Here is a 26,226-nt window from a genome sequence, read left to right on the forward strand (position 1 = left end):
ATGAGATCAATTTTCCAAAAAGCGTTAGGTGAAAAGTTTGACCGTTTGCATCCAGAACTTCAAAAGAAATTTGGGGTAACTAGTGAACAAAACTTAATGCTTTTAGGGCAGGGGAGAATGACAGAAATAAGGGGAACAGCCTGGATGCTTCGCCCTTTAATGAATATAGGAACTGGGGATAATTTAATATTTTCCGAGCGTGGAAGAGAAGTGCCTTTTACAATGGAAAATTATTTGTATAAAGATGAACGCGGAAATGAAACCATCAGCTATGTGAGGCGATTTTTCTTTCCGTATTCCATCCGCGGGTTTGATGCCGCTATGTATTACGATGAAAAAGAGGAGGCTATCGTAAACGAACTCGGAAAGTCGGGCCGGTTCCATACGAAGCTTGAAGTAGATGTATCGAAAGAAGGCGGGATTCTTATCAACTCCCAGGATATAAATCTATCTGATTCAATTAAACTCCAAAACTTCACCACTTCCTTATATGAGCACTATAACGAAGATGAGCAGGCTCACCAGGTACATGTTCATGTGGAACATCCTTTTTTGGGGACGCTGCTCATGTATGAAGGATTGGTGTATACTGAATTCCTGCCGATTACGGCTACTCATATCCCACAGCGAGGGCTGTTATCGTAAGGAAGGAGAGAGTTAGATGGCTAATAAGGATTCAAAAAGCAATGAGAATGTCCATGTTGATTTCAAAGATCGAATGACATACGGAGAGTATTTGCAGCTGGATCAGCTGCTGTCGGCACAAAAGCGTCTTTCTGATCATCATGATGAAATGCTGTTTATAATTATTCACCAGGTAAGTGAGTTATGGATGAAACTGGTGCTTCACGAATTGTGGGCAGCGGTTGATTTAATCAGAGAAGGGGAGTTGCAGGAAGCATTTAAGATGCTCTCCCGGGTCTCTAAGATTCAAACCCAGATTATACACGCGTGGGATGTCCTTTCCACGCTTACTCCTGCTGAATATATTCAGTTCAGGGATAAGCTGGGACAAGCCTCGGGATTTCAATCCTATCAATACCGAATGGTTGAGTTTGCCTTAGGGTATAAAACCCCTCACGTATTGAAAATTTATGAGAAGGATCCAAAACTGCTGGGAGAATTAAAACAGGCGTATGAAGCTCCAAGTATTTATGATGCGGCAATAGAGAGGCTGGAGATTGCAGGATTTAATATTAATCCGGAATTGATTAACCGTGATTTTACAGAGATTTATGAAGCGGATGAGTCAGTAGAAGCAGCGTGGGCCGAGGTATATAAGAACACAGAGAAATACTGGGATTTGTATCAGCTGGCAGAAAAACTTGTAGATATTGAAGATTGGCTGCAGCAGTGGCGGTTCCGGCATATGAAGACAGTCGAGAGAATTATAGGCCATAAAATGGGAACGGGCGGCTCTTCTGGAGTCGGATATCTCAAAAAAGTCCTGGACCACCGGTTTTTCCCAGAATTATGGGACGTTCGAACGAAAATTTAAAGACTAGGCTATTTGTTTATAACAAAACCGTTAATTAATTATTACATTTATGTTACACTATTTGTTGATATAATAACAAATTAAAGAGGGACGTTTATGAATCCTATAAATATATATTTATCACTCCTTGGTGTAATATTGTTAGCGGCTTGTTCGATCTCAATGGCTGACACTAATAATGAATCCAAAGGGGCGGCTTCTGCTGGGGCTACCCCTTTTGAAGTAATAACCGAAAATGAACATGAAAAGCTCGAAGCTTACGAAATATCGATTCATTATCCGCAGACACCGAATGATCAAATTGACCAGTCCGTAATCGATTACGTGAATCAGGTGAAGGATTATTTTAAAAAGAAAAGCTATGAAGCGGCTAAAGACGAAATGCATAGTCTGAAAGTGGATTATGATGTTCTTCATGAAGATGAACGCTTATTTGTTGTGAAATTCACTGAAGTCATTGATGTAGGAACAAAACAGAAAGAAGAAACGATAGCTATTTTGAATTTTGACAAGAATAAAGGTAAACGTCTTGACCTAAACAATATTTTTTCTGTGGATCGAGCCATTTACACGAAAGAATTAATGCAGGTAATTTCGGAAGAAGCAGGACTTACTTTCCCTTCCACACTTGAAGGTGGGGGAAAAATGAATCCGGAAAAAGAATCGCCTCTCCTTGAAAACCTGGCACTCAAAGGGGACAAAGTAGAGATTCATTTTTCAAAAACACAGCAAAAGGAATACGCGTTAGATAAAGAAAGTGTAGAAATTGATAAGTCAGCCATCAAAGAAATGATGCATTCCAAATATGCAGAAAACAGGATTTCCTGGCTTGCAGACCAATAAACGGCCTTTGCAAGAGGAGATTTTGCGGGAGCGCTTAAAAGCGAGTGGTATGCTCCCACGGTTTTTTCTATGAGCTGGAAGAGCTGTCCCGAAAACCTTTTATAACATAAGAAATCCCCCGGAGAAAATAAGTTCTCCGGGGGATTTTTAGGTTTTTTGGTAGAAGGCAGTACTATTAGCCGCATTGTTGATCGTAAAATTGGCAGGGAAGAAGGCCTGCTGAGACCCTGCAGTGAGGCCGCGAAAGAGGAGGTGCTCACCTCTTAAACATTTAGAGGCCACCCTTTTTTCCTTATTGGCTAAGTTGAGGCCTTCTGGCCGGATTGTTTTGAAGGATATGGACGGCATCTTCGATCATGGCACTTGCCGTCGGTCGCTTCCCGGCTCCCGGACCGCGTAAAGTCACAGAGCCTGCTAGATCACTTGTTACTGTCACAGCATTGTCTACTCCTTCAATTGAATAAAGGCAATGTGAGGAAGGAAGAGCCACAGGCTTAACGCTTGCTGTAAGGCTGCCATTATTAAATGAAAGTGCCGCCACGTGACGGATTTTTTCACCATTCCTTTTTGCTTTCTCGATCTCCTTAGCAGTAAGGCTGGAAATCCCCTCGCATGGGACAGTCTCCCAGTCGGGCTGTCTGTTATAAAGAAGGTGGCTTAAGATCATTAGCTTATAGAAAGCGTCATCTCCTTCAATATCATTAGAAGGATCGGCTTCCGCATAGCCTCTTTCCTGGGCTTCCTGCAGGGCACGTGAAAAAGGCTTGCCTTCGGACTGCATAGCCGTCAGGATATAATTGCTCGTTCCGTTTAAAATTGCTTCTACTCCCGTAATTTGATTAACCTGCATTAATTTAGAAATGAGTCCAATGATCGGTGTGCCGGCAGCAGTGGTCGCTTCATAACCGATACCGACATGAGAATTGGCCTGTGCTAATAAAGAAGGGCCATAAGCCGCAAACATCACTTTATTAGCTGTTACGATATGAATTCCACGGGCAATTGCCTGGGACAGATAGGTGAAGCTCGGCTCCTCTCCGACCGTAGCTTCGAACACAATGTCTGGCTTAAGAGACAGGATATCTTCAAAATGGTCCGTCACAAATAGATGTTCTTTAATCGGCCGCGGCTTTTCTAAATTTTGAACGAGTACGCCGCAAACCTCAATTTGATCCCCGGCTAATTTTGCTAACTCTTGCTGCTTCTCAAATAAAATATCATGAACTCCCTGGCCGACTGTACCGAAACCAAGGATCGCTGCTCTAATCGTCATCCTGCATTCACTGCTCCTTGTTGATTTTTTCTTCGATCCATGAGCCCCATTCGTCGAATTCTACTAAGAATCCATCGTGGCCATAGTCTGTTTTTACATGATGGTGTTCACTGTTGGGCACATAGCGGCTGAAGGTTTCGATAAGCTCCTTTGGATACAGAAGGTCGTGTTCAAAGCTTATCGTGTACAGCTTCGCTTTGTACTGCCGTGACACTTCCTCTAAACTTCCTCGTCCGCGGCTGATATCATGATGGTTCATCGCTTCAAGTAAATAAAGGTAACTGTTAGCATCAAACCGCTGTTTGATTTTTTCACCTTGATAGTCTAAGTATGATTGAATATTATAAAGTGATTCCGTCTGGCTTCTTGCAAATCGTTTTTGAAAAAGCGTGCCACTGCGGTAAGTAACCATTCCAGCCATCCGGGCGATTTCAAACCCGTTCAGTCTGTCCGTTTGTTCATAATGGCCATCATTAAAAGAAGGATCGTCCTGAATGGCGCGTGCACCAATATGGTTAAAAGCAATGCCATAATCGCTTAAGTAAGGGGTTGCGGCCATACAGAAGAGCTGTTTCATAAAATCCGGGTACAACAGTCCCCATTCTAACGTCTGCATTCCGCCCAACGATCCGCCGATGACCGCATGAACATTGTTTATGCCAAGCTTTAACAAAGCAGCATGCTGGGCGTGGACGATATCTCTAATTGTAACGGGAGGGAACTTCTGCCGGTAATAGTCATTCGTTTGCGGGTCAATGCTTGCCGGGCCTGTAGATCCATGACATCCTCCAAGCACATTAAAGGTGATGATTTGAAATTTGGATGTATCAATGGGGCATCCATTACCCACCAGGCCTTTCCACCAGCCCGGGCTCTCCTCTGTTCCGACGGCGTACTGGTTTCCGGTCAAAGCATGGCAAATGAGTATGACAGGGGCGTCACTTGGGCCCGATCGTTCATAAGCAAGTTCAACATTAGAAAAAGTGTGTCCTGATTCAAAAGTAAAGTTATGAAGAGTAACGGCGGTATTTGTTTTCTGGTTAGAGATATTTTTAATCGACACAGCAGGATTCCCTCCTCGTATTGCTTTGACTGCATATAAAAAACCCTCTTCTAAAAGAATAAGAAGAGGGTGATCGTTTAGGTTTCCTCCTCTTATCTTTCAGATCTGATTAGATCTGTAGGAATTAGCACCTTTTCAAGCCGTTGCTTGAAGGTTGCCGGGCGTCACAGGGCCTAGTCCCTCTGCCACTCTAGATAAGAGTTATTAAATTAGTCGTCCATATAAGGTATGTTACGAATTATAGAATGAGAATTATTTATTGTCAAACTATTTTTATGCTTTTTCGTACGTTTGAAGCAGAAGCTGCCTGGGAAGATACAAATTAAGACGATAATTAGGATGAAGGAGAGATTAAAGAATGAAAGAATACAGCGTATCACCTAATAAAGATGTAACAGGCTGGTTTGTCAAAATTGAAGACGTAGCCCCAACGGACGAGTATGATGAGCGTGACACAGCGATTGCCAAAGCAAAGGAAATGGCAGAACACAACAAACCGAGCCGTGTATTAATTTTAGATAAGAACCATGAAGTAGAAGATGAAATTAAATATTAATCACCACAAGCTCCCATGACCTGGGAGCTTTTTAATATGGATCAGCTTTTTTATACGAGATTTCTATTGAAAGTAAAGGCAGTGTTAGATCAAAAAAGGAAATCTGAGAGACTCCTGCGGAATAACGATCGGGCAGGACAAGCGCAGAGGCTTGAGCTAAAAGGAACGTGAGTATGCTGAAATTATGGATTTAATGAGGGAAAAGCGTTAAGCTGATCGTATCAATAGTAAAGGTGTGCAAGCGATGGAACAACAAGCAGATGTCATAATTATAGGAGCCCGGGTCGCCGGGGCCAGCCTGGCTATTTTACTAGGTAAGATGGGGAAGAAAGTAACGCTGGTCGATAAAGCTCATTTTCCGAGTGATACATTATCTACTCATCACCTTTCTCACTTAGAGTATTTAAAAAAGTTAGAAGTTCTCAAAGAAGTAGAAGCCACGGGCCTTCGTAAAATCACCAGAATGCGTACATATATAAAGGACAGCTTTATTGAAGGACCTCGCTCTTCCTATACGCTTATACCAAAACGTGCTCATCTGGATCAAGTATTAATAAAAAAAGCACTGTCTTTCCCTAGTGTGGAACTGTTAGAAGGAACGCAGGCAGTCCATTTACTTAAGTCAGATGGCCGGGTAAATGGAATCGTCATAGTGGACAGCCATGGGAATAAGCAGTACCTGAAGGCTCCCTTAGTTGTTGGAGCTGATGGGAAGAATTCAAAGATTGCCCACTTGGCAGGAGCAAAGAAGTATGGAGACCATTCTCCGATTCGGCCTGTTTTCTACGGGTATTATAAAAACATTACACCCTTATTAGAACCGACTACAGAAATATTTTTAAACGACGGGAGGATAGGATTTTTATTCCCGATGGAACAAGGGAGGGACTGCTTAGGGCTTGAAGTCTGGCCGGAGGAGTTTCAACAGCTTGCCAAAAACCAGGGAAAATTCGAAGAAATCTATCGCACGTATTATGGGATGGAGAAACGGATGAAAGAAGCTTCTTTACAAGGAGAGATTATTGGGACACCAGGCGTTCCTAATTTCTTTCGCCAGGCGGCGGGGAAGGGCTGGGCTCTTATCGGAGATGCCGGGCATAGTAAAGATCCAAGCACAGGCCTGGGCATGAATGACGCTTTTATGCAGGCCTTCCTGCTGGCAGAAGCTATAAAATCTAATGATAATGGCTTACCGTGGGAAGATGCAGCGAAAATATTCCAAGAAAAACGGGACCAGGGATTAGCCCCAAGCTACCGATTGACGCTAGATTACATTCAGTCCCGCAGGTCATGGACGGCCAATGAAGAAGCACTATTTCAAGCAATGGCAGCCAATCCAACGGTGTGGAATAAAATTGTTCCTTCGCTGCCGGGCCTTTTGAAAGACCATTCCACCGATATTCCAGAGCTGTATGGCTCGGTAGAATACGAGGCGAAAAACTTTGAGCTTAAGGAGGAGAAATGATGAGCTGGACTAAGGAAGCGGCTTTCTTAAAGCTGCAGGAGATTTATACGGATAAAGTGATGCAGGACGAAAAACGACGTATCTTTCAGCAGGTGTATCGCCATCTTTACGAGCATTTAGAAGATTTAGCCGTGAAATCCGGGTTGAAAGAAGAAACGAAAAAACAGCTTAAATTGTTTAAAGAGTACACATTCATGCCAGGGGATAACCTGTTTCAGTCAATGAGGTATGTGTTTTTAATAGCAAGAGGCGAGAAGGAAACCGATCCAGCCGTCACCCAGTCTCATCTCAAGCGGATTTACCGGTCGCTCTTTCAGCCAGCTGGTTTAAAGAATCCGTATATTCCTGATTCGTTTTGGACTACCCCTTTAGGTGTCGCCTGCACAGTTGCCGAAAAAGGGGTAGAAGCGGTATATCCGATTCTTGATGAAATAGAATTAGATTTATAATAATAAAAAAGATTTTATCTTCCCCCACGTCGCGGATACTAATCGCTTTTTCGTGGACGAACGCCTGAGCCTCTTTGTGAAACTCACACTGCGGGGTCTCGGATCGTCTGTTTTTCCGCAGGAATCTCGCAGTATTCGCTTCCTCGGTAACGAAAAAGACTTTTCTTCATCCAGCTTTCCGGGCTTTATGGAGCAAAGTCTTTTTCATATTTTCACAAGGTTCTCTTATTTATATCTGAAAGAATGTACGAATTTGACCGGCTATTTCTTTAAATCTTTTGTCATTTTCTAGATTAGACAGCATCCCTTTAATGACAGCAAGCCGGGGTTCCTTCTTCTTAATTTCTTCGAGCAGAACAGAAGCAGTAACTTCCACATCTCCTTCTGCTTCTTTTTCAATATTTTCTAATGTATAAATAATCGTTTCTAACTGGTTGTAGTAAAAATCGTCAGGGATAATCTGATTCATCAGTTTGTCAGTTATGACTGGTTGGTCACCCGTTTGTGTAAATCCGTGCACGAGGAAATCGACGCGTTTAACAATTGATGCACACAATTCGTCAATATCAAATTCGATTCCTTCAATAATAATTAAATCGACATAGGCTTTAAATATCCCTTGCAGCAAAACGGAAACTTCCCAGATAATATGGTCGATCTCTTTACCGTAGATGGCCAGCAGCCCTTTTTTATAAAAAAGGTATGTGTTGAATCTCATCTGCTGAATAAAAGATTCAATATCTTTGTTGAAGGGAATCGCCTGCTCTCGGATTTGCATAATGATAAAATCACGATGCTTTATAATCTCTTTAAAAGTGACGGACAGCTGTTGAATAAGCTTTGTTCTTGGATCCAGGTTCATCGCTTGAATTTCTTCAGTTTTTATTTGAATTTCCTGAGAGTAATGATAGAAGATTTCAAGAAGCAAAGCGTCTTTTGATTTGAAGTAAAGGTAGAAGGCTCCTTTAGAGATGTTACACTCACTCGCTATTTCCTGAACGGAGGTAGCTGTGAATCCTTTGCTGGCAAAAAGCTTAATTGATGTCTCAATGATAAGTACTTTCTTATCTTCCATAATTTGAACTCCTTATGATTACTAAAACTTCTTCTTGACTTTTGACTGACTAGTCAATGAATTTTATATGTCACTGACTAATTGGTCAAATGCAGGAAGGTGGTTGAGAGGTATTATTAATTTTTCTATGTTTTCGGTATGGTTAATGACTATCATTATTACCATAGCAGGTTTATACGCAGGATAAAATATGAAACTAGAAACAATTCCAGATATAAATCCGCCGATTATTGCGGTGACGACTGCATATCCAGAGCAGCACCCAAAAGCGGGCGAGGAAGTATAGGAGCCGATCGAACAGCAGGTGAGCAGCTTAAGCGGGGTCAATATAGTCGATTCGAGCTCGTATCAAAATGCTTCATCTCATACAGCTTTGACAAAGATCTCGATGAAGCTAAGCTCTAGCCGCCATTGGAGCTAGGCTGGCAAGACCCCGCAGGTCACTACGCCCGAGGAGGATTGCCGTCTTTCCCGCTAAAAAGCGAGGTGGTTCCCGCCCCATAACTCCCTTTTTATGGCCAATGGAATCCCGCCAACCACGATAGACTTAACAGGAAACTCTATGAGGAAAAAGCTGTTAAGACTTTCTCGGCAGCCTGAAGAACACCTGTAAAAAAGTGTTCTTCTTTCTCAATCAGGGAAAGATGAGTAGAAAAGGGGGAAGCGCTTTGGAAAAATATGATGCTGCCATTATCGGAGCGGGAATGGCTGGCTTAACCGCTGCGAAGAAACTGCAATCTGCTGGAAAGAAAGTGGTCGTTCTTGAACAAAACGGCCGGATTGGCGGACGTCTAGCGACAAAGCAGGATGAGCATGGAAGGGCGGATTATGGCGCCCAGTTTTTTACCGTGAGGACAGAAGAATTCCAAAACAGTGTTGATCAGTGGCTTGAAAAAGGCTGGGTTAAGCGTTGGTTTGGAGACGACTATCCGCGCTACACAAGTGTAGACGGCATGCAGGGATTAGCCGATCATTTAGCTGAAGGACTCACGGCAGAACGCGGTGCTCAGATTACGAAGATTGTGAAAGAGAAGGAACACTTTTTGTTAAAAGCAGCTGATGGCCGCATGTGGTCAAGCCTCCGTGTCCTGCTTACAATGCCTGTGCCGCTAGCAGCTGAATTGCTGGAGGTTTCAGGTTTGGATGATGATCCTTTACAAGGCATCAGGTTCAAGCCTGCATATGTAGGAATTTTTCGCTTTAACTCGCCTGTAAACCTCCCAGAGTCAGGACATTTGGACAAAGAACTTCCTAATGGTGTCGAGAGGCTTGTCGATCACCATAAAAAAGGAATATCCCGCGTCCACATGGCCAGTGTTTACATGACGGCCGATTGGTCGGAAACCCGTAATCAACGGAGCGGAGTTTTAAATGAAATAAAAGATAGGATGAAGAACTATTTCCCGTTTGATTCCATCCATTCGGAGGAACTTGAATACTGGCCTTATGCTCAGGCAGTCCAAACCTATAAAGGTGCCTACATATGCTTAGATAAGGAGCATACGTTCTTTGCAGCAGGAGATGCTTTCCTTAGGCCGGATGACAAAGCAGGCCGTACACGTGTTGAAAGTGCATTTTTATCGGGTTATGATGTAGCCCATGTTATAATGGATGGCTCATGAAATGAAAAATGATAGGAGGAAATGAAGATGGAACAAACATACCCTCGTTCTTTTTCCCATATTGGATTATCCGTCCCCGACCTTGATCAAGCGGTTCGCTTTTATAAAGAGGTGATGGGATGGTATGTCATCATGAAACCATCTAAGGTGGTAGAGGATGACAGCCCTATTGGGGTTATGTGTAAAGATGTATTTGGTACAGGATGGGGTGAATTCAGAATTGCCCACTTGTCGACATCTGATAAGGTTGGAATCGAACTCTTTGAATTCCCTGAAAATGAATCGCCTGATAATAATTTTGAATATTGGAAGACGGGAATCTTTCACTACTGTGTGCAGGATCCCGATCTGGAAGATTTAGTAGAAAAAATTATAGCACACGGCGGGAAGCAAAGGATGCCGGTGCGTGAGTACTATCCAGGAGAGAAGCCCTACCGGATGGTGTACTGCGAGGATCCTTTTGGAAATTTAGTCGAAATATACAGCCACAGCTACGAACTTACTTATTCAGACGGAGCTTACTAGGAAGAAGCAGGCGTTGTATAAAAAGAACCGTCCCATTTCCTGGAAAGTGGGACGGTTTTCTTTATCTATGACGCATTTGAATCATTAATCATTCGATTGATCTCATTCTTATAAAGGTCGGATCGGCCTCCAAAAATGGCTTGGATGTTGTGATCGACTTTTACTACACCTGCAGCTCCAAGAGCCTTTAGCTCATCTTCATTTATCTTACTCACTTCTTTTACTTCTACTCTTAATCTGGTAAAGCAAGCATCGACATGTTTTAAATTTTCTTCGCCGCCTAATGCTGTTAAAATCAGTGAGGCTGTTTCACGAGTTTGTTCTGACTTTCCGCCTTTTTTCTTTTCATTAAAATCTTTACGAGTATAAAGCTTGTTTTCTTGTCCTCCGCGCCCTGGGGTAGCGAGATCCCACTTTTTAATAGCAAAGGAGAAAGAAATATAATAAATTACGAAGAAGGCAGCACCTACCACAATGTTTAACCACCAATTATTTGTTCCTGGGATTGCATTGACGAGGACGTAATCAATGAGTCCTGAACCGCCTGCCCATCCAATATTGGCATCAAGCACGTACATAAGGGCAAAAGAGATGCCGGCAAGAATTGCATGAAAAACGAATAAAAGCGGTGCTACAAACAGGAAAGTAAACTCAATAGGTTCGGTGATTCCTGTTAAAAACGCTGTACCTGCAGCAGCAATAAGCATACCCTTTACAACTGGACGGTTCTTCTTATCAGCTTGACGGTACATAGCAAGAGCAGCCCCTAACAGGCCGAACATGATAATAGGGAATTTACCAGCCATGAAACGTCCTGCAGTTACTTCAACGCCCTCTGCGATTTGCGCAAGGAAAATGTATTGATCACCTGAAACAGCGCTTCCGGCTACTTCAGCTGTACCTCCTAAAGAAGTCCACAAGAATGGAGCATACCAAATATGGTGAAGTCCTGTTGGAATAAGAACTCTTTCGAGAAAACCATATAAGCCGATGTAGAGCGGGTTAGTAGCGCCATTGGCAATGACATTGGCTGCTGCATTAATACCCGTCTGAATCGGGGGCCATACTACCATCATCGCAAGAGCCAGGAAAATAGAGGAGAAGACCATCGCAATACCTACTGATCGGTCTCCGGCAAAAAATCCTAAAACTTCTGGCGGGTCAAATTCGTGAAACTTATTATAAATCCAAACAGCCAGTAAGCCGACAATAATTCCGCCAAGAACTCCGGTTTCTAGAGTAGGGACCCCGACAGCCATTCCATATTCTCCACTTTCGGAGACCATTTCTGGAGTGATTCCAAGAGCAAAGGAAATGGTTTTGTTCATAATAACATACCCAAGTAAGGCAGCGAGCGCGGCAATTCCAGAACCGTTTGTAAGGCCGATTGCTACACCAATAGCAAAAATAACGGCTAAGTTATCGAATATGCTTATTCCGATATCAGACATGCCTTTACCGATGAACTGAATCATATCATTTTGAAGAAACGTTAATGTATCGGCCAGCGGTCCTGTGAGCGCTGCACCAATCCCAAGCAAAATACCTGCAGCAGGAAGAAGGGCCACAGGAACCATCAGCGACTTTCCAAACTTCTGCAAACTTCCAAAATGCTTTTTCAATTTACTTATCCTCCTTTAAGGAAACGCTTTCCTTTGATAGGTTAGAGAGGACCCAGATAGCTCCGGGTCCTCTGAAAATTAAACAGTTAAAGCTTGTTTACTTGCATGAAGATCTGGCCAGAAATCTTTATTAGCTTCAATCATGTCATCAAGAATTTTACGTGCTTTCGGTGCGTCAACCACTGTACGGTTTAACGTTAAGGCCTGTAATGCTTTTTCGTAGCTGTTTTCATAAAAAGCGTCGACGACGAGCTTTTCGTAAGCAAGCTGACCTTCAATTAACCCTTTATAAAAAGTGGAGATATGACCGACGGAGAATGGTTTAGGTCCACGGTTTGTAATAACCGCAGGGACTTCGACCATGGCATCGTCAGGCAAGTTAGCGATGGTTCCATTATTCTCGACCATGACGATAAAAATATCTCCATTGTTATAAGCCATGGACGCTGCTACACGAATCATATAACGTCCGTGAATATCTACTTCTAACTCCACATTTTGAGTAGAATCGTCTTTGATAATCTGGTCGGCCAGAGTATGAACTCTCTTTTCGCGGCCATTAATAACTTGACGGGCACGAGTATTATCAGGCTGTTCTTTTTCTACCATTTGAGAAGGATAGAGATAATACTGCAGATACGTATTTGGCAAGTACTCTGGGAAATCCGTCACCATTTGCTCTACTTGTTTAAAGGTTTTTATCCAGGATGGATCGTTCGCAATTTCTGCATCTTCAGGAATAAAACCATCTTCTGTGATGGCACGTTTAATAGTATCCGTGTGATCATTTCCTTCTCTATCAAGAATCTTTGTGAACCAGCCAAAATGGTTAAGACCGAAGTATTCGGGCACAAGATCAAAAACATCTTTTCCTAAGATGCCAGCGTAACTGACCATTATCGCTGCTGGCATATCACAAATGTTTAATAGTTTCTTGTCCTCAGGAAATTCGCGGCGAAGGGCTTCAGCGACTATCGCTGCTGGATTTGTGTAATTTAAGATCCAAGCGTCTGGGGAATAATGGCGGATATCATTAACGAGTTCAATCATATCGCCAATCGAGCGAAGTCCGTAAGCCATTCCCCCAGGCCCGCAAGTCTCTTGGCCGACAGCTCCGTAGCGAAGGGGGATTTGTTCATCTTGCTCACGCATGGCTAAACCACCTGTACGAATTTGAACGAAAACAAAATCTGCTCCTGTTAACGCTTCTTCTTTATCCGTGGTATAAGAGAAGCTTTCTAACTCGGGATATTTCTCACGTAAAATTATTTCAGACGCTTTTGCGATTTTTTCTTGACGTTCAGCATTTGTATCGTAAAAGGTGATGGACTTTAATGGGAACTGGTCTTTTTCTGCAATTAAGCTCATGATCATACCAATCGTGTAGGTGCTGCCTCCGCCTACGACGACTAAGTTTTGTTTTTTCATACGATTCGCCTCCAAAAGGTACTATATTTGTATTAAAGTTAATTTAATATGAATATAATACATATTACTGAAAGCGTCAACATTTGTATCGAATTTTTTCTAATTATTCGCTATAATGGAAGTATTGAAGAACAGGAGGAATAGGGATGGCAGCGCCTTTATACCGCAGAATTGCGCAAAAGATAAAAGAGGATATTACAAATGGTATTTGGAAGGAAGGGGAGGCAATCCCGACTGAACTCCACCTTGCTGAACAATATGAGGCTTCACGAGTTACCGTGAGACAAGCTATTAAATTGCTTGTAGAAGAAGGTTTGCTGGAAAAGGTTCAAGGAAGCGGAACATATGTAAAAGAACAGAAGATTGAACATAATATATTTGAATTAATCAGCTTCACAGAGGAAATGAGAAAGCTAAATAAAGAACCCGTCAATCGTGTGCTGGATTTTCAACTGATCGATCCTGACGATCATATAAGAAGAATGCTGCAGCTGTCAGAAGGGAAGAAAGTTTTCTATGTTCGCAGGCAGCGGCTTGTAGACGATATTCCTTACGTCGTGGAGGATACTTATCTTCCTGTCGATATGTTTCCGAACTTGTCCTATGGGATTATGACAGGTTCTAAATACGACTATATTGAGAAAGAAGTCGGTAAAAAAATAAAGGAAAGCTTCCAAGAAGTTATTCCTGTTCTGCCAAGTGCAGAGATTGCAGCAGCTTTAACTGTAGATGAATCGACTCCTATTTTAAAAATGCAGTCTTACAGCATCTTTGTAGACGGAACCGTATTTGAATATAGTGAAAACCATTTTAAGAGTGATGAATACAAATTCACACTTCGAGCTGCACGTCCTTAAAAAATGTCCCACAACTTCTGTGTTGTGGGACATTTTCAGCTGGCTTTTTTTTCATATTTACGCAGCCGTTTCATCCTGGAATACGTATAAACGGCAAGCCCTGACCAAATCAATGTAAACGAAACAGCGTGAACCTTTGTAAAAGGTTCGTTGTATAAAAACACGCCGAGCATCAGCATTATCGTTGGCGCGAAATACTGAAGAAAGCCCACCATTGATAAGGGAATCCGTTTCGCTCCTGCGGCGAACAAAAGCAGAGGAATTGCTGTGGCTGCGCCTGAGCCGATGACAAAAACCGTCGTCCACGAGTACCACTCCATGTTCTGCCATGTCCCTTCCACATTAAATAAATAGAGGAAGGCAATAGGTGAGACGATCAGTGTTTCAATCATCAGGCCGAACATCGCATTAAGGGGCACGAGTTTTTTCAAAAGCCCGTACAGGCCGAAGCTGAAAGCGAGCATTAAAGCAATCCACGGCACAGAGCCGAAGTGGATAGTCATATACAATACGCCGGTGCCGGCTAGGAAGAAGGCAATCCACTGGACTCTAGAAAAAGTTTCTTTTAACACAATCATTCCTAAAAGTATACTAATGAGTGGATTAATATAGTACCCTAAGCTCGCTTCGATCACATGGTTATTATTTACACCCCAAATATAGGTGAGCCAGTTCGTGCTGATCATGATTGAAGCAAGGGTAATGCCGATCAGGCTGCGTTTGTTTTTAAACAGCAGCTTCATTTCTGCACACAGCTGTTTTTGCTTTCTGACAAGCAGAATCACGGCAGCCATAAATACGGCCGACCAGACAATCCGATGAGCCAGGATTTCAAATGGAGGTATATGCTGAATGATCTTCCAGTAGATCGGCAGGAATCCCCATAGAATATAGGCTCCTGTTGTATAGAGGATGCCTAGTTTGTTGTCTTCAATCATAAGCCATAAATCCTTTCCAAATATCAATAAGGCTATTTTAGCCAACTAAAGAATATAAAGAAAGGAAATTGCTTACAAAAGGTTATCGTTTTTAGTAGATGGAGAACGTGATACATTTCTGTCAAAACATGAAAAAGATGGACCTCAAATTAGCCACGGGGGCAAAGGGAAGTCCATCTTTTTGTTCCCGGGAAAGAATACTGAGAGACAAAGCGACCCAAGACTCTGCAGTGCGGTTTTCGAGGAAGATCGGGCGTTCGTCCGCTGCAAAGGGAGTGGTATTTTCTCCCCGGGAAGTTAAACCTATAATATTTTATGGCTGGTCGGTGGATTCCTGCTCGTTGTAATCTTCAGGTGGAAGGTGCCGCAGTTCATCTGTATCACTGTAGGCAATCTTTTTCAAAGGCTGCTTAGCCGGACCTTCCATTACATGACCATCATAAGAGAAGCGCGAGCCGTGACATGGGCAGTCCCAGCTGTGTTCTGCACTGTTCCATTCCACTTCACAACCCATGTGCGTGCAAGTGGTATCTAACACATGAAGTTCTCCGTTTTGGTCTTTGTAGGCACCGGCACGTTCACCTTTCCACTGGACAATGGCTCCTTCTCCTTTAAGAAGTGCTTCAGGACGAGTTCCCACAAGCTCCAGTTTTCCTTCAACGAGGTGGGAGGCCACAGTGAAATTGTTTTTCATAAATTCTTTCATGCTCGGATCGGCATTAAACCGCGACGGGGTAAAGAGTGAATGGTAAAGCGATTCTCGGCCCATAATGTAATCAGTGATTAATTCACTGGCAACCCGGCTGTTGGTCATTCCCCATTTTCTATATCCGGTAGCTACATAAATACGCTTATTGCCTTTTTGAATAGGGCCGATATAAGGAACCTTATCAAGAGTTGTCAGGTCCTGAGCCGACCATTTAAAGGGTTGGCTCTTAATGCCGAACATCCTTGAAGCGAAATCTTCAAGTGCTTCAAAGTGTGATAAGTGTTCCCCGCCTTCACCGGTGCGGTGCTTTTCTCCGCCAATAATCAGCATCTGCTTTCCATTGTATTCCGTAGAACGGACAGATCGAGATGGGCCGTCGACCGCTAAATACATGCCGCCTTTCCATTCCGTCTCAGGCTCAACCGCAATTGCGTAGGAACGGTCGGCATACATACGGCTGAAATAAAAACCTCTTCCGTCATGGAATGGGAAATGAGAGCAGATCACTAGTGAATCACAGGTGAGCGTCGCATTTTGCCCGGTTTCAATTTCAACACGGTCTCTATCATGGACTTTTACAGCTTTCGTCTTTTCGTACACTGTGCCGCCAAGGTTCTGGAATTCCTCTAGAAGTGCCATTAAGTATTGCACTGGATGGAACTGTGCCTGATGTTTCATCGCCAGCACTGCGGTTGCTTTTTCTGGAAAAGGCAGTTTTTCCACCATGCCGCCTTTAATGCCTAAGCGCTCATAGGCTTTTCTTTCTTTTTCAAGCTTTCTCGCACCTTCTGCTGTGACTGCGTACAGATAAGCATCTTCACGTTTCCACTGGCATGAAATATCAAGCTCCTGAATCGTCTTTTCAATGGACGATAAGGCATCATCCTGCGCTTTATAATAAAGAGCGGCCTGTTCTTCGCCGAAATGCTGAATCAGTTCGTTGTAGATCATATCGTGCTGAGCTGTTACTTTTGCTGTTGTATGGCCGCTCGTTCCATTTATTACATGATCAGCCTCGATTAAAATTACTTTTTTCCCTTCTTTAGCAAGTAAGTATGCTGTTGAAATTCCGGTAATCCCGCCGCCGACAACCACAACCTCTGTATCTTCAGCCTCTTGTAAAGGTTCAAAGGAAGGGATATTGGCATTCTTCCTCCATAACGGTTCAGGGTGGGTCCAGTCTAATTTTTCATCCATTTAAAAATCCTCCTATTGCCACTTTTTTTCAGTTTGTCCTAATTGAAGGAAAACATGTAAAGGAATGAAGATAGACCATTTGTCGATTTATTGGTATAATTAAAGAATTAGCCGAATAAAAACGGCTTGTTTTTTTGCTATATTCGTTACCTAGGTAACGAAATGGGAGGTATTCGAATGTCACTTGTTTTTCACCATCTTCAACAACTTGCAAGGTCCGTCAATCAATACTTAAATCAAGCTTTAAAAGATGAAGATATTTATATGTCACACTGGGCAGTAATTTTTCAGCTTCATCAATATGATCAGCTTACACAGAAAGAGCTGAAGGAAAAGCTGAATATTGAAGGACCTCCGCTATCAAGAACGATTAAGAGGCTGGAGGAGTTAGGATATGTGAGTAAAAAGAGTCATGAGGACAAGCGGACACATGCACTTATGCTCACAGAGAAAGGGAAATCCAGCTATTCGAGATGGGAAGCGGCTATACAAACTGCGGAAAACGAGCTTATCCAAAAATTTGGAGAAGAGAATAAGCAGGAGCTCGACTGCTATATAAGAAAGTTTTCTTCCGTCGTATCAGGGAGGAAGACGGAATTATGACAGAGCAAAAATTGTGGACGTGGAGTTTTATCAACGTCTGGATAAGCAACTTTTTTATTTTTCTCGTATTTTACCTTCTGTTTGTCACACTTCCTATTTATGTATTGAATGAGCTGGAAGCAGGGGAAGGGACAGCAGGCTTGATGATCACCATCTTTTTAATTGCTGCGGTATTAATTCGGCCTCTTACCGGGCACTGGGTGGAAACTCTTGGCCGGCTGCCGGTTTTGTACACAGCTTTAATCATCTTCTTTTTAAGCACATGCTTGTATTTGGTGACTGAATCACTGGCTGTACTGCTTTGTATTCGTTTTTTGCACGGGATCGGCTTCGGAATGGCATCAACAGTGCTGGGAGCTCTTGCTGCTGACGTTGTTCCTGATCGAAGGAAAGGAGAAGGGGTAGGATATTTTGCGATGTCGATGAACGTTGCAATGGTGGCTGGTCCATTTTTTGGGCTGACACTCATTCAGTCCTTCAGTTATCCTGTCATGTTTGTGAGCTGTCTTGCCGCTTCAGCTATTGCGCTTCTTACCGGAGGGCTCATACGTGTCCCGAAAACAAAAATACGTTTAGTACGTGCAAGCTTTGTGCCTAAACTAAATGGTCTATTTGAAAAGGAAGTTGTGCCACTAGCCATAACAGGAGCTATTGCTTCTCTTGCTTATGCCGCTGTTCTTTCTTTTGTCTCGGTTTATGCGGTTGAGCTTGGGCTTGGCCAGGCAGCGAGCTACTTTTTTATGGTCTATGCCATTGTTTTATTACTCTCCCGTCCTTTTACCGGCCGCTGGTTCGACCGATATGGCGAGAATGTTATTGTCATTCCTTCCATTATTGTTTTTGGAATCGGATTAATCGTATTAAGTATGGCTGACTCTGCGTTTACGCTGCTGGCTGCCGGTGGGTTGATCGGCCTCGGCTGGGGTACGATGCTGCCGAGCATGCAGACGATCGCTTTAAAAAAGTTCCGGAGAGGGCCGGATCTGTGACCGCCACCTTTTTCACGATTTTTGACACCGGGATTGGGATCGGTTCTTATGTCGTAGGAATAGCAGCTGCCGGTTTAGGGTTCTCATCCCTGTACTTTTACAGTTCATTTATTGTTTTTAGTGTAGTCATTCTGTATGTACTTCTTCATGGGCGGAGAGCTCACAAACAGCAGCAGGAGAAACTTAAATATTCTTCTTAAAAAAGGAATGCCGGCTTTAGAAATAGGCTAAATTAGGTCTTATTATTTATCTCTTTTGAATAAATGGAAATTTATCATTTAGAAAAAGAGGAAGTTAGGTTTATCTTTGAAGCCGGGCTCCTGATATTGCTGGCACGGCTCTAAAAGCTGACTTCTTTTAAAAAAGAAGAATGTATAGCTCTTTTACAAGTTATAGGGCTTGGCCGCATACGATGATAGGGAAGGAGGTATCCTAATGAACTATCGATCTGACACGAAATATATTCACGGCGGCCAGCAGGACAGCTATCACGGAAGCCTGTCTGTGCCTATTTTTCAAACATCGACTTTTTCTTTCCCTTCTGGTGAAGAAGGAGAAAAAAGATTTGCCGGCGAAAAGGAAGGATACATTTATTCACGCTTAAGCAATCCTACTGTCCGCGTATTAGAAGAAAGAATTGCCGCAGCAGAAGCGGGGGAAAGAGGCCTGGCTTTTGCATCAGGAATGGCAGCCATTTCGGCTGTCTTAATGCGTTTAACGAAAGCAGGCGACCATATCCTCTGCACGAATGGGGTTTACGGATGTACGTATGGCTTATTACAGCTGTTAGAAGAAAAGTATCAAATCACATCTTCCTTCTGCGAAATGAAAACAGAAGATCAGCTGCGGCAGATGATACAGCCGAATACTTCATGTCTATTTATAGAAACGCCTATAAACCCGACGATGACAGTTATTGACTTAAGAATGGCTGCAAAAGTGGCTCATGAGCAGAATATTCCTGTCGTTGTGGATAATACGTTCTCGTCTCCGTACTTACAGCAGCCGCTGGCGATTGGTTGTGATATTGTCGTTCACAGTGCTACCAAATATTTATGCGGACATGGAGATGTAGTCGGCGGACTTGTGGCTGGAAAAGAAGATTTCATGATTAACCTGGCTCTTACCGTGCAGAAGGATGTCGGCGGGATCATGGCTCCATTTGATGCCTGGCTATTGCTGCGGGGCATGAAAACACTGCCTGTTCGAATGGACAGACACAGCAAGAATGCACATAAGATTGTGGAGAAACTAAAGGTTCATCCGGCCGTAAAAGAAGTTTATTATCCGGCTGATAAAGACCATCCAGAGCGGGCAATTGTAGAGAAGCAAATGAGTCAGGGAGGCGGAATCATTTCCTTTAAGATAGAAGGCGAAAAAACTGCTGTGATGCGCGTTATGAATCAGTTGAAATTGATTCAGATTGCTGTTAGTCTGGGAGACGCCGAATCATTAATTCAGCATCCGGCCACAATGACTCATTCTCTTATCCCGAAGGAAGAACGTGAGAAAATGGGAATTGATGATTCACTGCTAAGGCTTTCTGTAGGTTTAGAAGACTGGGAAGATATTTGGCAAGACTTGCAGCAGGCTCTCCAAATTTTGGATTCTAAGTCATAAACCATTTGGCTGGATGTAACGTCCGGCCTTACATATAATGAGGTTTACAGGAATTATTTAAGGGAAAGTGAAAAATACCAACAGCTTGATAGAAAGGAAGATTCCTATATGTTTAAGAAACTATTTGGCGGTAATAAAAGCGTAGAAGAAAACCTGGTAGCTCCGTTAAGCGGTAAAGTCGTAGCTTTAGATGAGGTTCCGGATCCAGTATTCAGCCAGCGTATGATGGGAGACGGAGTGGCTATCGAACCAAACAACGGAAAAGTAGTCAGCCCGGTTGACGGTGAAATCGTTCAGCTGTTCCCGACGAATCACGCGATTGGAATTAAGACAAAATCCGGTGTTGAAGTACTCGTACACATCGGCTTAGAAACAGTATCAATGGAAGGCGAAGGCTTTGAAGGCCACGTCACAACTGGTGATAAAGTAAAAGCCGGAGACGCGCTTATTACTTTTGACACGGCGCTGGTTGAGCAAAAAGCGAAGAGCACGATCACTCCAATCGTCATCACAAACTATGACGATATCGTAGAGAACTTCGAGCCTGCTTACAACGATTCAGTACAGGCAGGAGAGACAAGCATCATTAAACTTCAAACTAAATAATTTTTAGCTCGAAAAGACTTTAAGAACCTGACGTCACTTGATACGTTAGGTTCTTTTAGCATATGAGCGGGGAGGTTTTTTATGACGAGTAAAGATGCGCAGTTACGGCAGCAGGTTAAAGAAGAAATTCTAAAACATGGGGAAAAAGTAAACAGCGATTCATATCGATTAGCCTTTCACCTTATGCCGCCTATTGGTTTGTTAAATGATCCAAACGGGCTTATTCACTGGAAGGGTGAATATCATATCTTTTATCAATGGATGCCTTTTAAAACAGACCATGGAACAAAATTCTGGGGGCATTACATAACGGATGACTTTGTGAATTATCGTCACGAGCGGATCGCGCTGACGCCTTCTGAATGGTTTGATAAGGACGGCTGTTATTCAGGCAGTGCAATCGTCCATGAGGATACCTTGTGTTTGTTCTATACAGGAAACGTCATTCTTGAAAATGGACAGCAGGAAGAATACCAGTGCATGGCCACTTCCACAGATGGTCTTCATTTTAAAAAAGAAGGGCCTATTCTCTCCATTCCCGAAGGCTATCAAATCGCTGATTTTCGTGACCCTAAAGTATGGAAAAAAGATGATGCCTGGTATATGGTCGTCGGCGCAAAAACAGATAAGGATGAAGGGAAAGTTCTCTTATTTAAATCAGGCAGCTTAACAGAATGGGAGTATCTCGGCCCTGTCGCCGGCTCAAAAGAAAATGGTCTGAAAGAATTCGGCTATATGTGGGAGTGTCCGGATCTGTTTCATTTAGAAGGGGAGGATATTCTAATCGTTTCTCCTCAAGGATTAAAAGCAGAAGGCATGAACTATGCGAACACTTATCAGAGCGGTTACTTCACTGGAAAGCTGAAGGAACAGGAGGGCCGCTTTGATCACGGTTCCTTTAAAGAACTTGATCGAGGGTTCGAATTCTACGCTCCCCAAACATTTAAAGATGAAAACGGCCGCAGGATTTTATTTGGCTGGATGGGAGTACCCGAGCAGTTTGAGCAGTCTCACCCTACAATAGAAAACCGCTGGATTCACGGCCTGACGATTCCGAGAGAATTAAAGTGGAACGGCAGCCAGCTGATTCAGGAGCCTGTGCAAGAACTGGCGTTGATGAGGGAAGCTGTGCTCCTGCACTCGGAAATATCGATAGAAAATGATCAAAAAGCCGTTCGCGGTATCAGCGGCCGCCCGGTGGAACTCCACCTTGAACTCGAGGAGCTGAACGACCAATTTGCGATTGAATTTTTCCATTACGCTTCGTTAAGTTTTACCAAAAAAGACTCCATTCTCACCTTATCCCGTCCTCATTTAGAGGATAAATCTAAAACTGAGTTTCGCCGTGTTCGATTAAAAAATGGACTGTGGAGTTTAAGGATTTTTATCGACACCTCATCTCTTGAAATCTTCGTAAATGACGGAGAAGAGGTATTTACATCAAGAATATATCCTGATTTGAATGATCCTGACATTCTGTTTACATCACTTGGCCAAACGGTGTTCTCCATTGAACAATGGAGGTTAAAAGGGTATCAAATTGAGTCAATAGGGGACGCCTAAATTAGGCGTCTTATTTTAACTACTTATGTTAAAATAATGGAATCTGATATTTGCAAGAAGGAGTCGTTTTATGCGGGATTTTAAGATGAAAGCCAGTCAAAGAAGAGAAGAGATTTTAAATATTTTAAAAGAAAGAACAGAACCTATTACAGGCAGTTCGCTTGCCGAACGGATGGACGTCACGAGACAAGTGATCGTAGGAGATGTTTCTCTTCTGAAAGCAAGCGGGGAACCCATTATAGCAACCAGCCAGGGTTACGTATATATGACAGAATCAAGAGAACAGCTCCCTTTTAAAAGAACCATTGTGGTTCAGCATACACCTGAACAGACAGAGGAGGAGCTTAATATTCTTGTAGACCACGGAGTTCATGTACTGGACGTTCTAATTGAACATCCCGTATACGGGGATTTAAAGGCGAGACTTGAGATCGCCAGCCGCAGAGATGTCAGGAAGTTTCTCGAACGAATTGCTTCTGCCAATGCAGCTTATCTATTAGAATTAACCGAAGGGATTCATTCGCATACAATAGCAGCAGCGAAGGAAGAACATTTAAATGAAGCTGTGAAAGATCTTAAGGAAAAAGGCATTTTGTTTGAATCATAATTTAAAGGGAAGCCTTTAAGAAATCCGCTATTAAAGAAAACCAGTTGTCAGAAAAGGATGTGACCGGGTTGGACATTATTCCATATATTAACTTTATCCCCTACATTTTTAGTACCATTATCGTATTAAACGTTCTTCTCGCACTTGCCGTCATATTCCTTGAGCGAAGAGATGCCAGTTCTACATGGGCTTGGCTGATGGTTCTTCTGTTTCTTCCGGTCGCCGGATTTATCTTATATTTAATCTTTGGACGACGTCTAAGCCATAAAGAAATTTTTACATGGGATAAAAAAAGCCGCCTCGGACTGCTGACAGCTGTCCAGGATCAGCTGCGGGGAATTAAAGAGCATACGTTAAAAGTTGAAAACGAAGCAATCGTGCCTTATGAAGACTTGATTTTCATGCATTTGAAAAACAACGATGCACTTCTAACCCAGGATAACGAAGTAGAAGTTTTCACCGATGGCCAGAAAAAATTCCACGCCTTGCTTGAAGATATTGAACAGGCCGAAGACCACGTTCATTTGCTGTATTACATTGTACGCGATGATCAGCTTGGCCAGCGGCTGGCTGATGTGCTGATTAAGAAGGCTAAACAGAACGTCGAAGTCAAGCTTTTATATGATGATATGGGCTCGCGAACACTCAGCCGGAGGTTCGTGAAAGAAATTGAAAAAGCCGGCGGGCAGGTAGAATCCTTTTTCCCGCCTCTGATTCCTAAGCTGAACATGAAAATTAATTATCGGAACCACCGCAAATTAGCGATTATTGATGGGAAAATCGGTTACATCGGCGGCTTTAATATTGGAGATGAATATTTGGGCTTTAACAAACGTTTCGGCTACTGGCGGGATACTCACCTTCGGGTAAAAGGCGGAGCCGTGCACAATATGCAGACCCGTTTCATCCTTGACTGGAACCAGGCTTCGCGTGATGATATTCATTACCAGGACCGCTACTATCAGGCTGAAGCAAAGGGCGACGTAGCCATGCAGATCGTTTCAAGCGGACCTGATTCCGAATGGGAACAAATAAAGCATGGGTACATAAAAATGATCCTTTCTGCGAAGGATTACGTTTATATTCAGACCCCTTATTTTATACCGGATGACAGCCTCCTTGACGCGGTAAGAATTGCTGTTCTTTCTGGTGTGGACGTGCGAATTATGATTCCGAAAATGCCGGATCACCCGTTTGTCTACTGGGCAACTTTCTCAAACGTCGGCGAACTCTTAAAAGCAGGTGCAACCGTCTATATTTATCAAAAAGGCTTCCTTCACGCGAAAACTATCGTCGTCGATGGAAATATCGCTTCCGTTGGAACAGCCAATATCGACGTGCGAAGCTTTCGGCTGAATTTTGAAGTCAACGCCTTTCTTTACCATCCTGATATTGCCCGCGAACTCGCGGATCGTTTTCAGGAAGACATTGTAGACTCTACGGAGTTAACTTACAAATTATATAAAAAACGGTCATTATGGATTCGCTTCAAAGAAGCAATTGCACGGCTGATTTCACCGATACTATAAAAAACTGTCCCGTTTTACGGGCCAGTTTTTTTGTTGTCTAGGAAATTATAAAATTCCAAACCGTGGATATATATGTTTAAAAAAAGCGACATCCAGCTCCAGCGCCCAGACACTCGCGTCATAAGAAATCCGCCCTGCTAAAAGGGAAGGCCGCCTTCCTCCGGCCGTTTTGCTTATGCGTTTCGTGTCTACCAGGGCGCTTTAAGCCTTTGTTCTTATTTTACAGTGGCGGGGTGAGCGTCAAAAAAGTGGGGCGGACCGCTGAAAGAGAGGAGAACTGACAAAAGGAGTACCGCGACGTCAAAAGCCCTGATCCTAACAAAAAAAGAGCGCCCCATTTTAGGGCACTCAAGAAAGAGAGGTATATGTTAAATTATTGGGAGGAAAGCTTGAGCGAAGCTTCCGTCGGCTCACCATTTCGATAAACCGTTAATGTTACTGTGTCGCCCGCTTCAACATCCTGATACAGATATTGGCGGAGACTCATGGACGATTCAATTTTCTCACCGTCAATTTTCGTAATGACATCGTATTTCTGCAATCCGGCATCAGCTGCTGGAGAGCCTTCTTCCACACTGCCTACAAGGATGCCTTGGGTTACATCTTGAGGCAAGTTCAATTCCCCTTCCAGAACTGAACTAGGAATCTGGCTGACGTCCTGTAACTGGATTCCCATATATGGGCGAGTTACTTCTCCATCTTTTTCTAAATGTTCAATGACTGGCTTTGCGGTTTCCATTGGGATAGAAAAGCCGATGCCTTCCACTTGGGCTTTGGCTATTTTCATAGAGTTAATCCCTATGACTTCGCCCTGTAAGTTGACCAGCGCACCACCGCTGTTTCCTGGGTTAATCGCGGCGTCAGTCTGAAGCACTTCGGTCTGCCAATCGGGTTTTTGGTCACCGTTAATATCTACGGGGATATTACGCTCCAGTCCGCTGACGATACCTTTGGTGGCTGATCCAGCGAATTCCATGCCGAGCGGGTTACCGATAGCTATGGCTGTTTGACCGACCTGGACATCTCCAGGTGATCCTAGCTTCGCAACCTTATCGACATGCTTGCTATCTATTTGTAAAACGGCTAGATCTGTCAGGGGGTCGCTTCCTTTAAGCTTGGCCTTTGCTTTCGTACCGTCATGTAAAACGACTTCAAGGGAGGAGGCATTTTCAATAACATGATGGTTTGTTACCACAAAAGCTTTGCCGCCATCTTTCTTATAGATGACCCCAGATCCTGTACCGGCTTTTTGGCTACCTTGCATACCTTGCTGGCTGTTGATAATGCCAACAACGGCTTCAGAGGCTTCATTGATGGCCTGAGTCACTTCATCCTGGTCTTTTCCAAGATTCAGCTCATCAGCCTGGGCAGAGGGTTCGTTTGTGCTAATGGAAATATTGATTCCTCTCCATTGGAAAACAGCTGTAATCAAGAAAACCGCAATGATAGCTCCTAATACTGCATAAGCAAAACCGGACCGTTTACGACTTTTTTTGATAACTTGCTTCTCTTTGTTATCCATACAATCAATGACCCCTTTCCTTTTCTTGATTAAGTATTTTCCAACGATTTCCCTCTGTACACTTCAT

Annotated in this window: 25 protein-coding genes, 1 pseudogene and 1 riboswitch; of the genes and pseudogenes, 18 read left to right on the forward strand and 8 right to left on the reverse strand. The window is 43.2% G+C overall.

The features are described 5' to 3' along the window. From HUS26_RS18130 to HUS26_RS18140, 3 genes are all read left to right on the forward strand, one after another. Complete coding sequence (locus HUS26_RS18130; protein WP_173918439.1) at positions 1-645, forward strand: DUF4166 domain-containing protein; 645 nt, start codon at positions 1-3, stop codon at positions 643-645. A gap of 16 nt (positions 646-661) precedes the next feature. Then, entirely contained in the window at positions 662-1,498 is an 837-nt protein-coding gene (kynA, locus tag HUS26_RS18135; RefSeq protein ID WP_173918440.1) for a tryptophan 2,3-dioxygenase, read from the forward strand. Between the two features lie 96 nt (positions 1,499-1,594). Further along, positions 1,595-2,341: a hypothetical protein gene (locus tag HUS26_RS18140; RefSeq protein WP_173918441.1), complete on the forward strand. Its 747-nt coding sequence runs from the start codon at positions 1,595-1,597 to the stop codon at positions 2,339-2,341. Positions 2,342-2,633: 292 nt separating this feature from the next. On the opposite strand, the gene HUS26_RS18145 is transcribed toward HUS26_RS18140, so the two are convergent. Next, positions 2,634-3,614 carry a homoserine dehydrogenase gene (locus HUS26_RS18145; protein ID WP_173918442.1) on the reverse strand — a complete coding sequence of 327 codons (981 nt, stop codon included), beginning with the start codon at positions 3,612-3,614 and terminating at the stop codon, positions 2,634-2,636. A gap of 7 nt (positions 3,615-3,621) precedes the next feature. Further along, entirely contained in the window at positions 3,622-4,677 is a 1,056-nt protein-coding gene (locus HUS26_RS18150) for a homoserine O-acetyltransferase (protein WP_173918443.1), read from the reverse strand. Positions 4,678-4,766: 89 nt separating this feature from the next. Beyond that, positions 4,767-4,878, reverse strand: a riboswitch (SAM riboswitch). Positions 4,879-5,035: 157 nt separating this feature from the next. On the opposite strand from HUS26_RS18150, the gene HUS26_RS18155 reads away from it, so the two are divergent. From HUS26_RS18155 to HUS26_RS18165, 3 genes are all read left to right on the forward strand, one after another. Further along, on the forward strand, positions 5,036-5,233 hold the full coding sequence (locus HUS26_RS18155; RefSeq protein ID WP_173918444.1) for a DUF2188 domain-containing protein: 198 nt from the start codon (positions 5,036-5,038) through the stop codon (positions 5,231-5,233). Between the two features lie 244 nt (positions 5,234-5,477). After that, a complete protein-coding gene (locus HUS26_RS18160; RefSeq protein WP_173918445.1) occupies positions 5,478-6,698 on the forward strand; it encodes an NAD(P)/FAD-dependent oxidoreductase in 1,221 nt (406 codons plus the stop codon). Beyond that, on the forward strand, positions 6,698-7,147 hold the full coding sequence (locus HUS26_RS18165) for a hypothetical protein (protein ID WP_173918446.1): 450 nt from the start codon (positions 6,698-6,700) through the stop codon (positions 7,145-7,147). Before HUS26_RS18160 ends, HUS26_RS18165 begins: the two co-directional genes overlap by 1 nt. Before the next feature lie 229 nt (positions 7,148-7,376). Here the strand turns inward: HUS26_RS18165 and HUS26_RS18170 are convergent, their stop codons facing one another. Beyond that, a complete protein-coding gene (locus tag HUS26_RS18170; RefSeq protein WP_173918447.1) occupies positions 7,377-8,222 on the reverse strand; it encodes a TetR/AcrR family transcriptional regulator in 846 nt (281 codons plus the stop codon). A 190-nt stretch (positions 8,223-8,412) separates the two neighbouring features. On the opposite strand from HUS26_RS18170, the pseudogene HUS26_RS20085 reads away from it, so the two are divergent. From HUS26_RS20085 to HUS26_RS18180, 3 genes and pseudogenes are all read left to right on the forward strand, one after another. Next, a pseudogene (locus tag HUS26_RS20085) lies at positions 8,413-8,586 on the forward strand (efflux RND transporter permease subunit); the annotation flags it as partial. 304 nt (positions 8,587-8,890) lie between these two features. Next, entirely contained in the window at positions 8,891-9,844 is a 954-nt protein-coding gene (locus HUS26_RS18175) for an NAD(P)/FAD-dependent oxidoreductase (protein WP_305792013.1), read from the forward strand. Between the two features lie 27 nt (positions 9,845-9,871). Continuing rightward, positions 9,872-10,369, forward strand: coding sequence for a lactoylglutathione lyase family protein (locus HUS26_RS18180; protein ID WP_173918449.1), 498 nt, complete (start codon positions 9,872-9,874; stop codon positions 10,367-10,369). Positions 10,370-10,434: 65 nt separating this feature from the next. Here HUS26_RS18180 and HUS26_RS18185 read toward each other — a convergent pair whose 3' ends face one another. Together HUS26_RS18185 and HUS26_RS18190 are read right to left on the reverse strand one after the other, a co-directional pair. Continuing rightward, positions 10,435-11,991, reverse strand: coding sequence for a PTS transporter subunit EIIC (locus tag HUS26_RS18185; protein WP_173918450.1), 1,557 nt, complete (start codon positions 11,989-11,991; stop codon positions 10,435-10,437). 78 nt (positions 11,992-12,069) lie between these two features. After that, on the reverse strand, positions 12,070-13,419 hold the full coding sequence (locus tag HUS26_RS18190; RefSeq protein ID WP_173918451.1) for a 6-phospho-alpha-glucosidase: 1,350 nt from the start codon (positions 13,417-13,419) through the stop codon (positions 12,070-12,072). 146 nt (positions 13,420-13,565) lie between these two features. Between HUS26_RS18190 and HUS26_RS18195 the strand changes: the two genes are divergently transcribed. Next, a complete protein-coding gene (locus HUS26_RS18195) occupies positions 13,566-14,276 on the forward strand; it encodes a GntR family transcriptional regulator (protein ID WP_173918452.1) in 711 nt (236 codons plus the stop codon). Between the two features lie 35 nt (positions 14,277-14,311). Here the strand turns inward: HUS26_RS18195 and rarD are convergent, their stop codons facing one another. Then, the gene (gene rarD / locus HUS26_RS18200; RefSeq protein ID WP_173918453.1) at positions 14,312-15,214 is read right to left on the reverse strand and encodes an EamA family transporter RarD; all 903 of its coding nucleotides are present in this window, start codon (positions 15,212-15,214) and stop codon (positions 14,312-14,314) included. Between the two features lie 313 nt (positions 15,215-15,527). Continuing rightward, entirely contained in the window at positions 15,528-17,120 is a 1,593-nt protein-coding gene (locus HUS26_RS18205) for an FAD-dependent oxidoreductase (RefSeq protein WP_173918454.1), read from the reverse strand. 177 nt (positions 17,121-17,297) lie between these two features. Here HUS26_RS18205 and HUS26_RS18210 point away from each other — a divergent pair, with 177 nt between their 5' ends. From HUS26_RS18210 to cls, 8 genes are all read left to right on the forward strand, one after another. Further along, entirely contained in the window at positions 17,298-17,723 is a 426-nt protein-coding gene (locus HUS26_RS18210; RefSeq protein ID WP_173918455.1) for a MarR family winged helix-turn-helix transcriptional regulator, read from the forward strand. Beyond that, positions 17,720-18,712, forward strand: a complete 993-nt coding sequence (locus HUS26_RS18215; RefSeq protein WP_254434238.1) for an MFS transporter — start codon at positions 17,720-17,722, stop codon at positions 18,710-18,712. The genes HUS26_RS18210 and HUS26_RS18215 overlap by 4 nt, the downstream gene beginning before the upstream one ends. Next, the gene (locus tag HUS26_RS20090; RefSeq protein ID WP_254434239.1) at positions 18,709-18,912 is read left to right on the forward strand and encodes a hypothetical protein; all 204 of its coding nucleotides are present in this window, start codon (positions 18,709-18,711) and stop codon (positions 18,910-18,912) included. Before HUS26_RS18215 ends, HUS26_RS20090 begins: the two co-directional genes overlap by 4 nt. A gap of 235 nt (positions 18,913-19,147) precedes the next feature. After that, complete coding sequence (gene megL, locus HUS26_RS18220; protein WP_173918456.1) at positions 19,148-20,332, forward strand: methionine gamma-lyase; 1,185 nt, start codon at positions 19,148-19,150, stop codon at positions 20,330-20,332. A gap of 108 nt (positions 20,333-20,440) precedes the next feature. Next, positions 20,441-20,938 (forward strand): PTS glucose transporter subunit IIA, encoded by a 498-nt coding sequence (locus HUS26_RS18225; protein ID WP_173918457.1) that lies wholly within the window; start codon positions 20,441-20,443, stop codon positions 20,936-20,938. 81 nt (positions 20,939-21,019) lie between these two features. Beyond that, positions 21,020-22,501, forward strand: a complete 1,482-nt coding sequence (locus tag HUS26_RS18230) for a sucrose-6-phosphate hydrolase (RefSeq protein ID WP_173918458.1) — start codon at positions 21,020-21,022, stop codon at positions 22,499-22,501. A 70-nt stretch (positions 22,502-22,571) separates the two neighbouring features. Next, the gene (locus tag HUS26_RS18235) at positions 22,572-23,108 is read left to right on the forward strand and encodes a transcription repressor NadR (protein ID WP_173918459.1); all 537 of its coding nucleotides are present in this window, start codon (positions 22,572-22,574) and stop codon (positions 23,106-23,108) included. Positions 23,109-23,194: 86 nt separating this feature from the next. Next, positions 23,195-24,637: a cardiolipin synthase gene (cls, locus tag HUS26_RS18240; protein WP_173918905.1), complete on the forward strand. Its 1,443-nt coding sequence runs from the start codon at positions 23,195-23,197 to the stop codon at positions 24,635-24,637. A 373-nt stretch (positions 24,638-25,010) separates the two neighbouring features. Here the strand turns inward: cls and HUS26_RS18245 are convergent, their stop codons facing one another. Beyond that, positions 25,011-26,159 (reverse strand): S1C family serine protease, encoded by a 1,149-nt coding sequence (locus HUS26_RS18245; RefSeq protein ID WP_173918460.1) that lies wholly within the window; start codon positions 26,157-26,159, stop codon positions 25,011-25,013. Positions 26,160-26,226 lie beyond the last annotated feature (67 nt).

This window comes from Halobacillus sp. Marseille-Q1614, from assembly GCF_902809865.1.
Taxonomy (GTDB): Bacteria; Bacillota; Bacilli; order Bacillales; family Halobacillaceae; genus Halobacillus_A.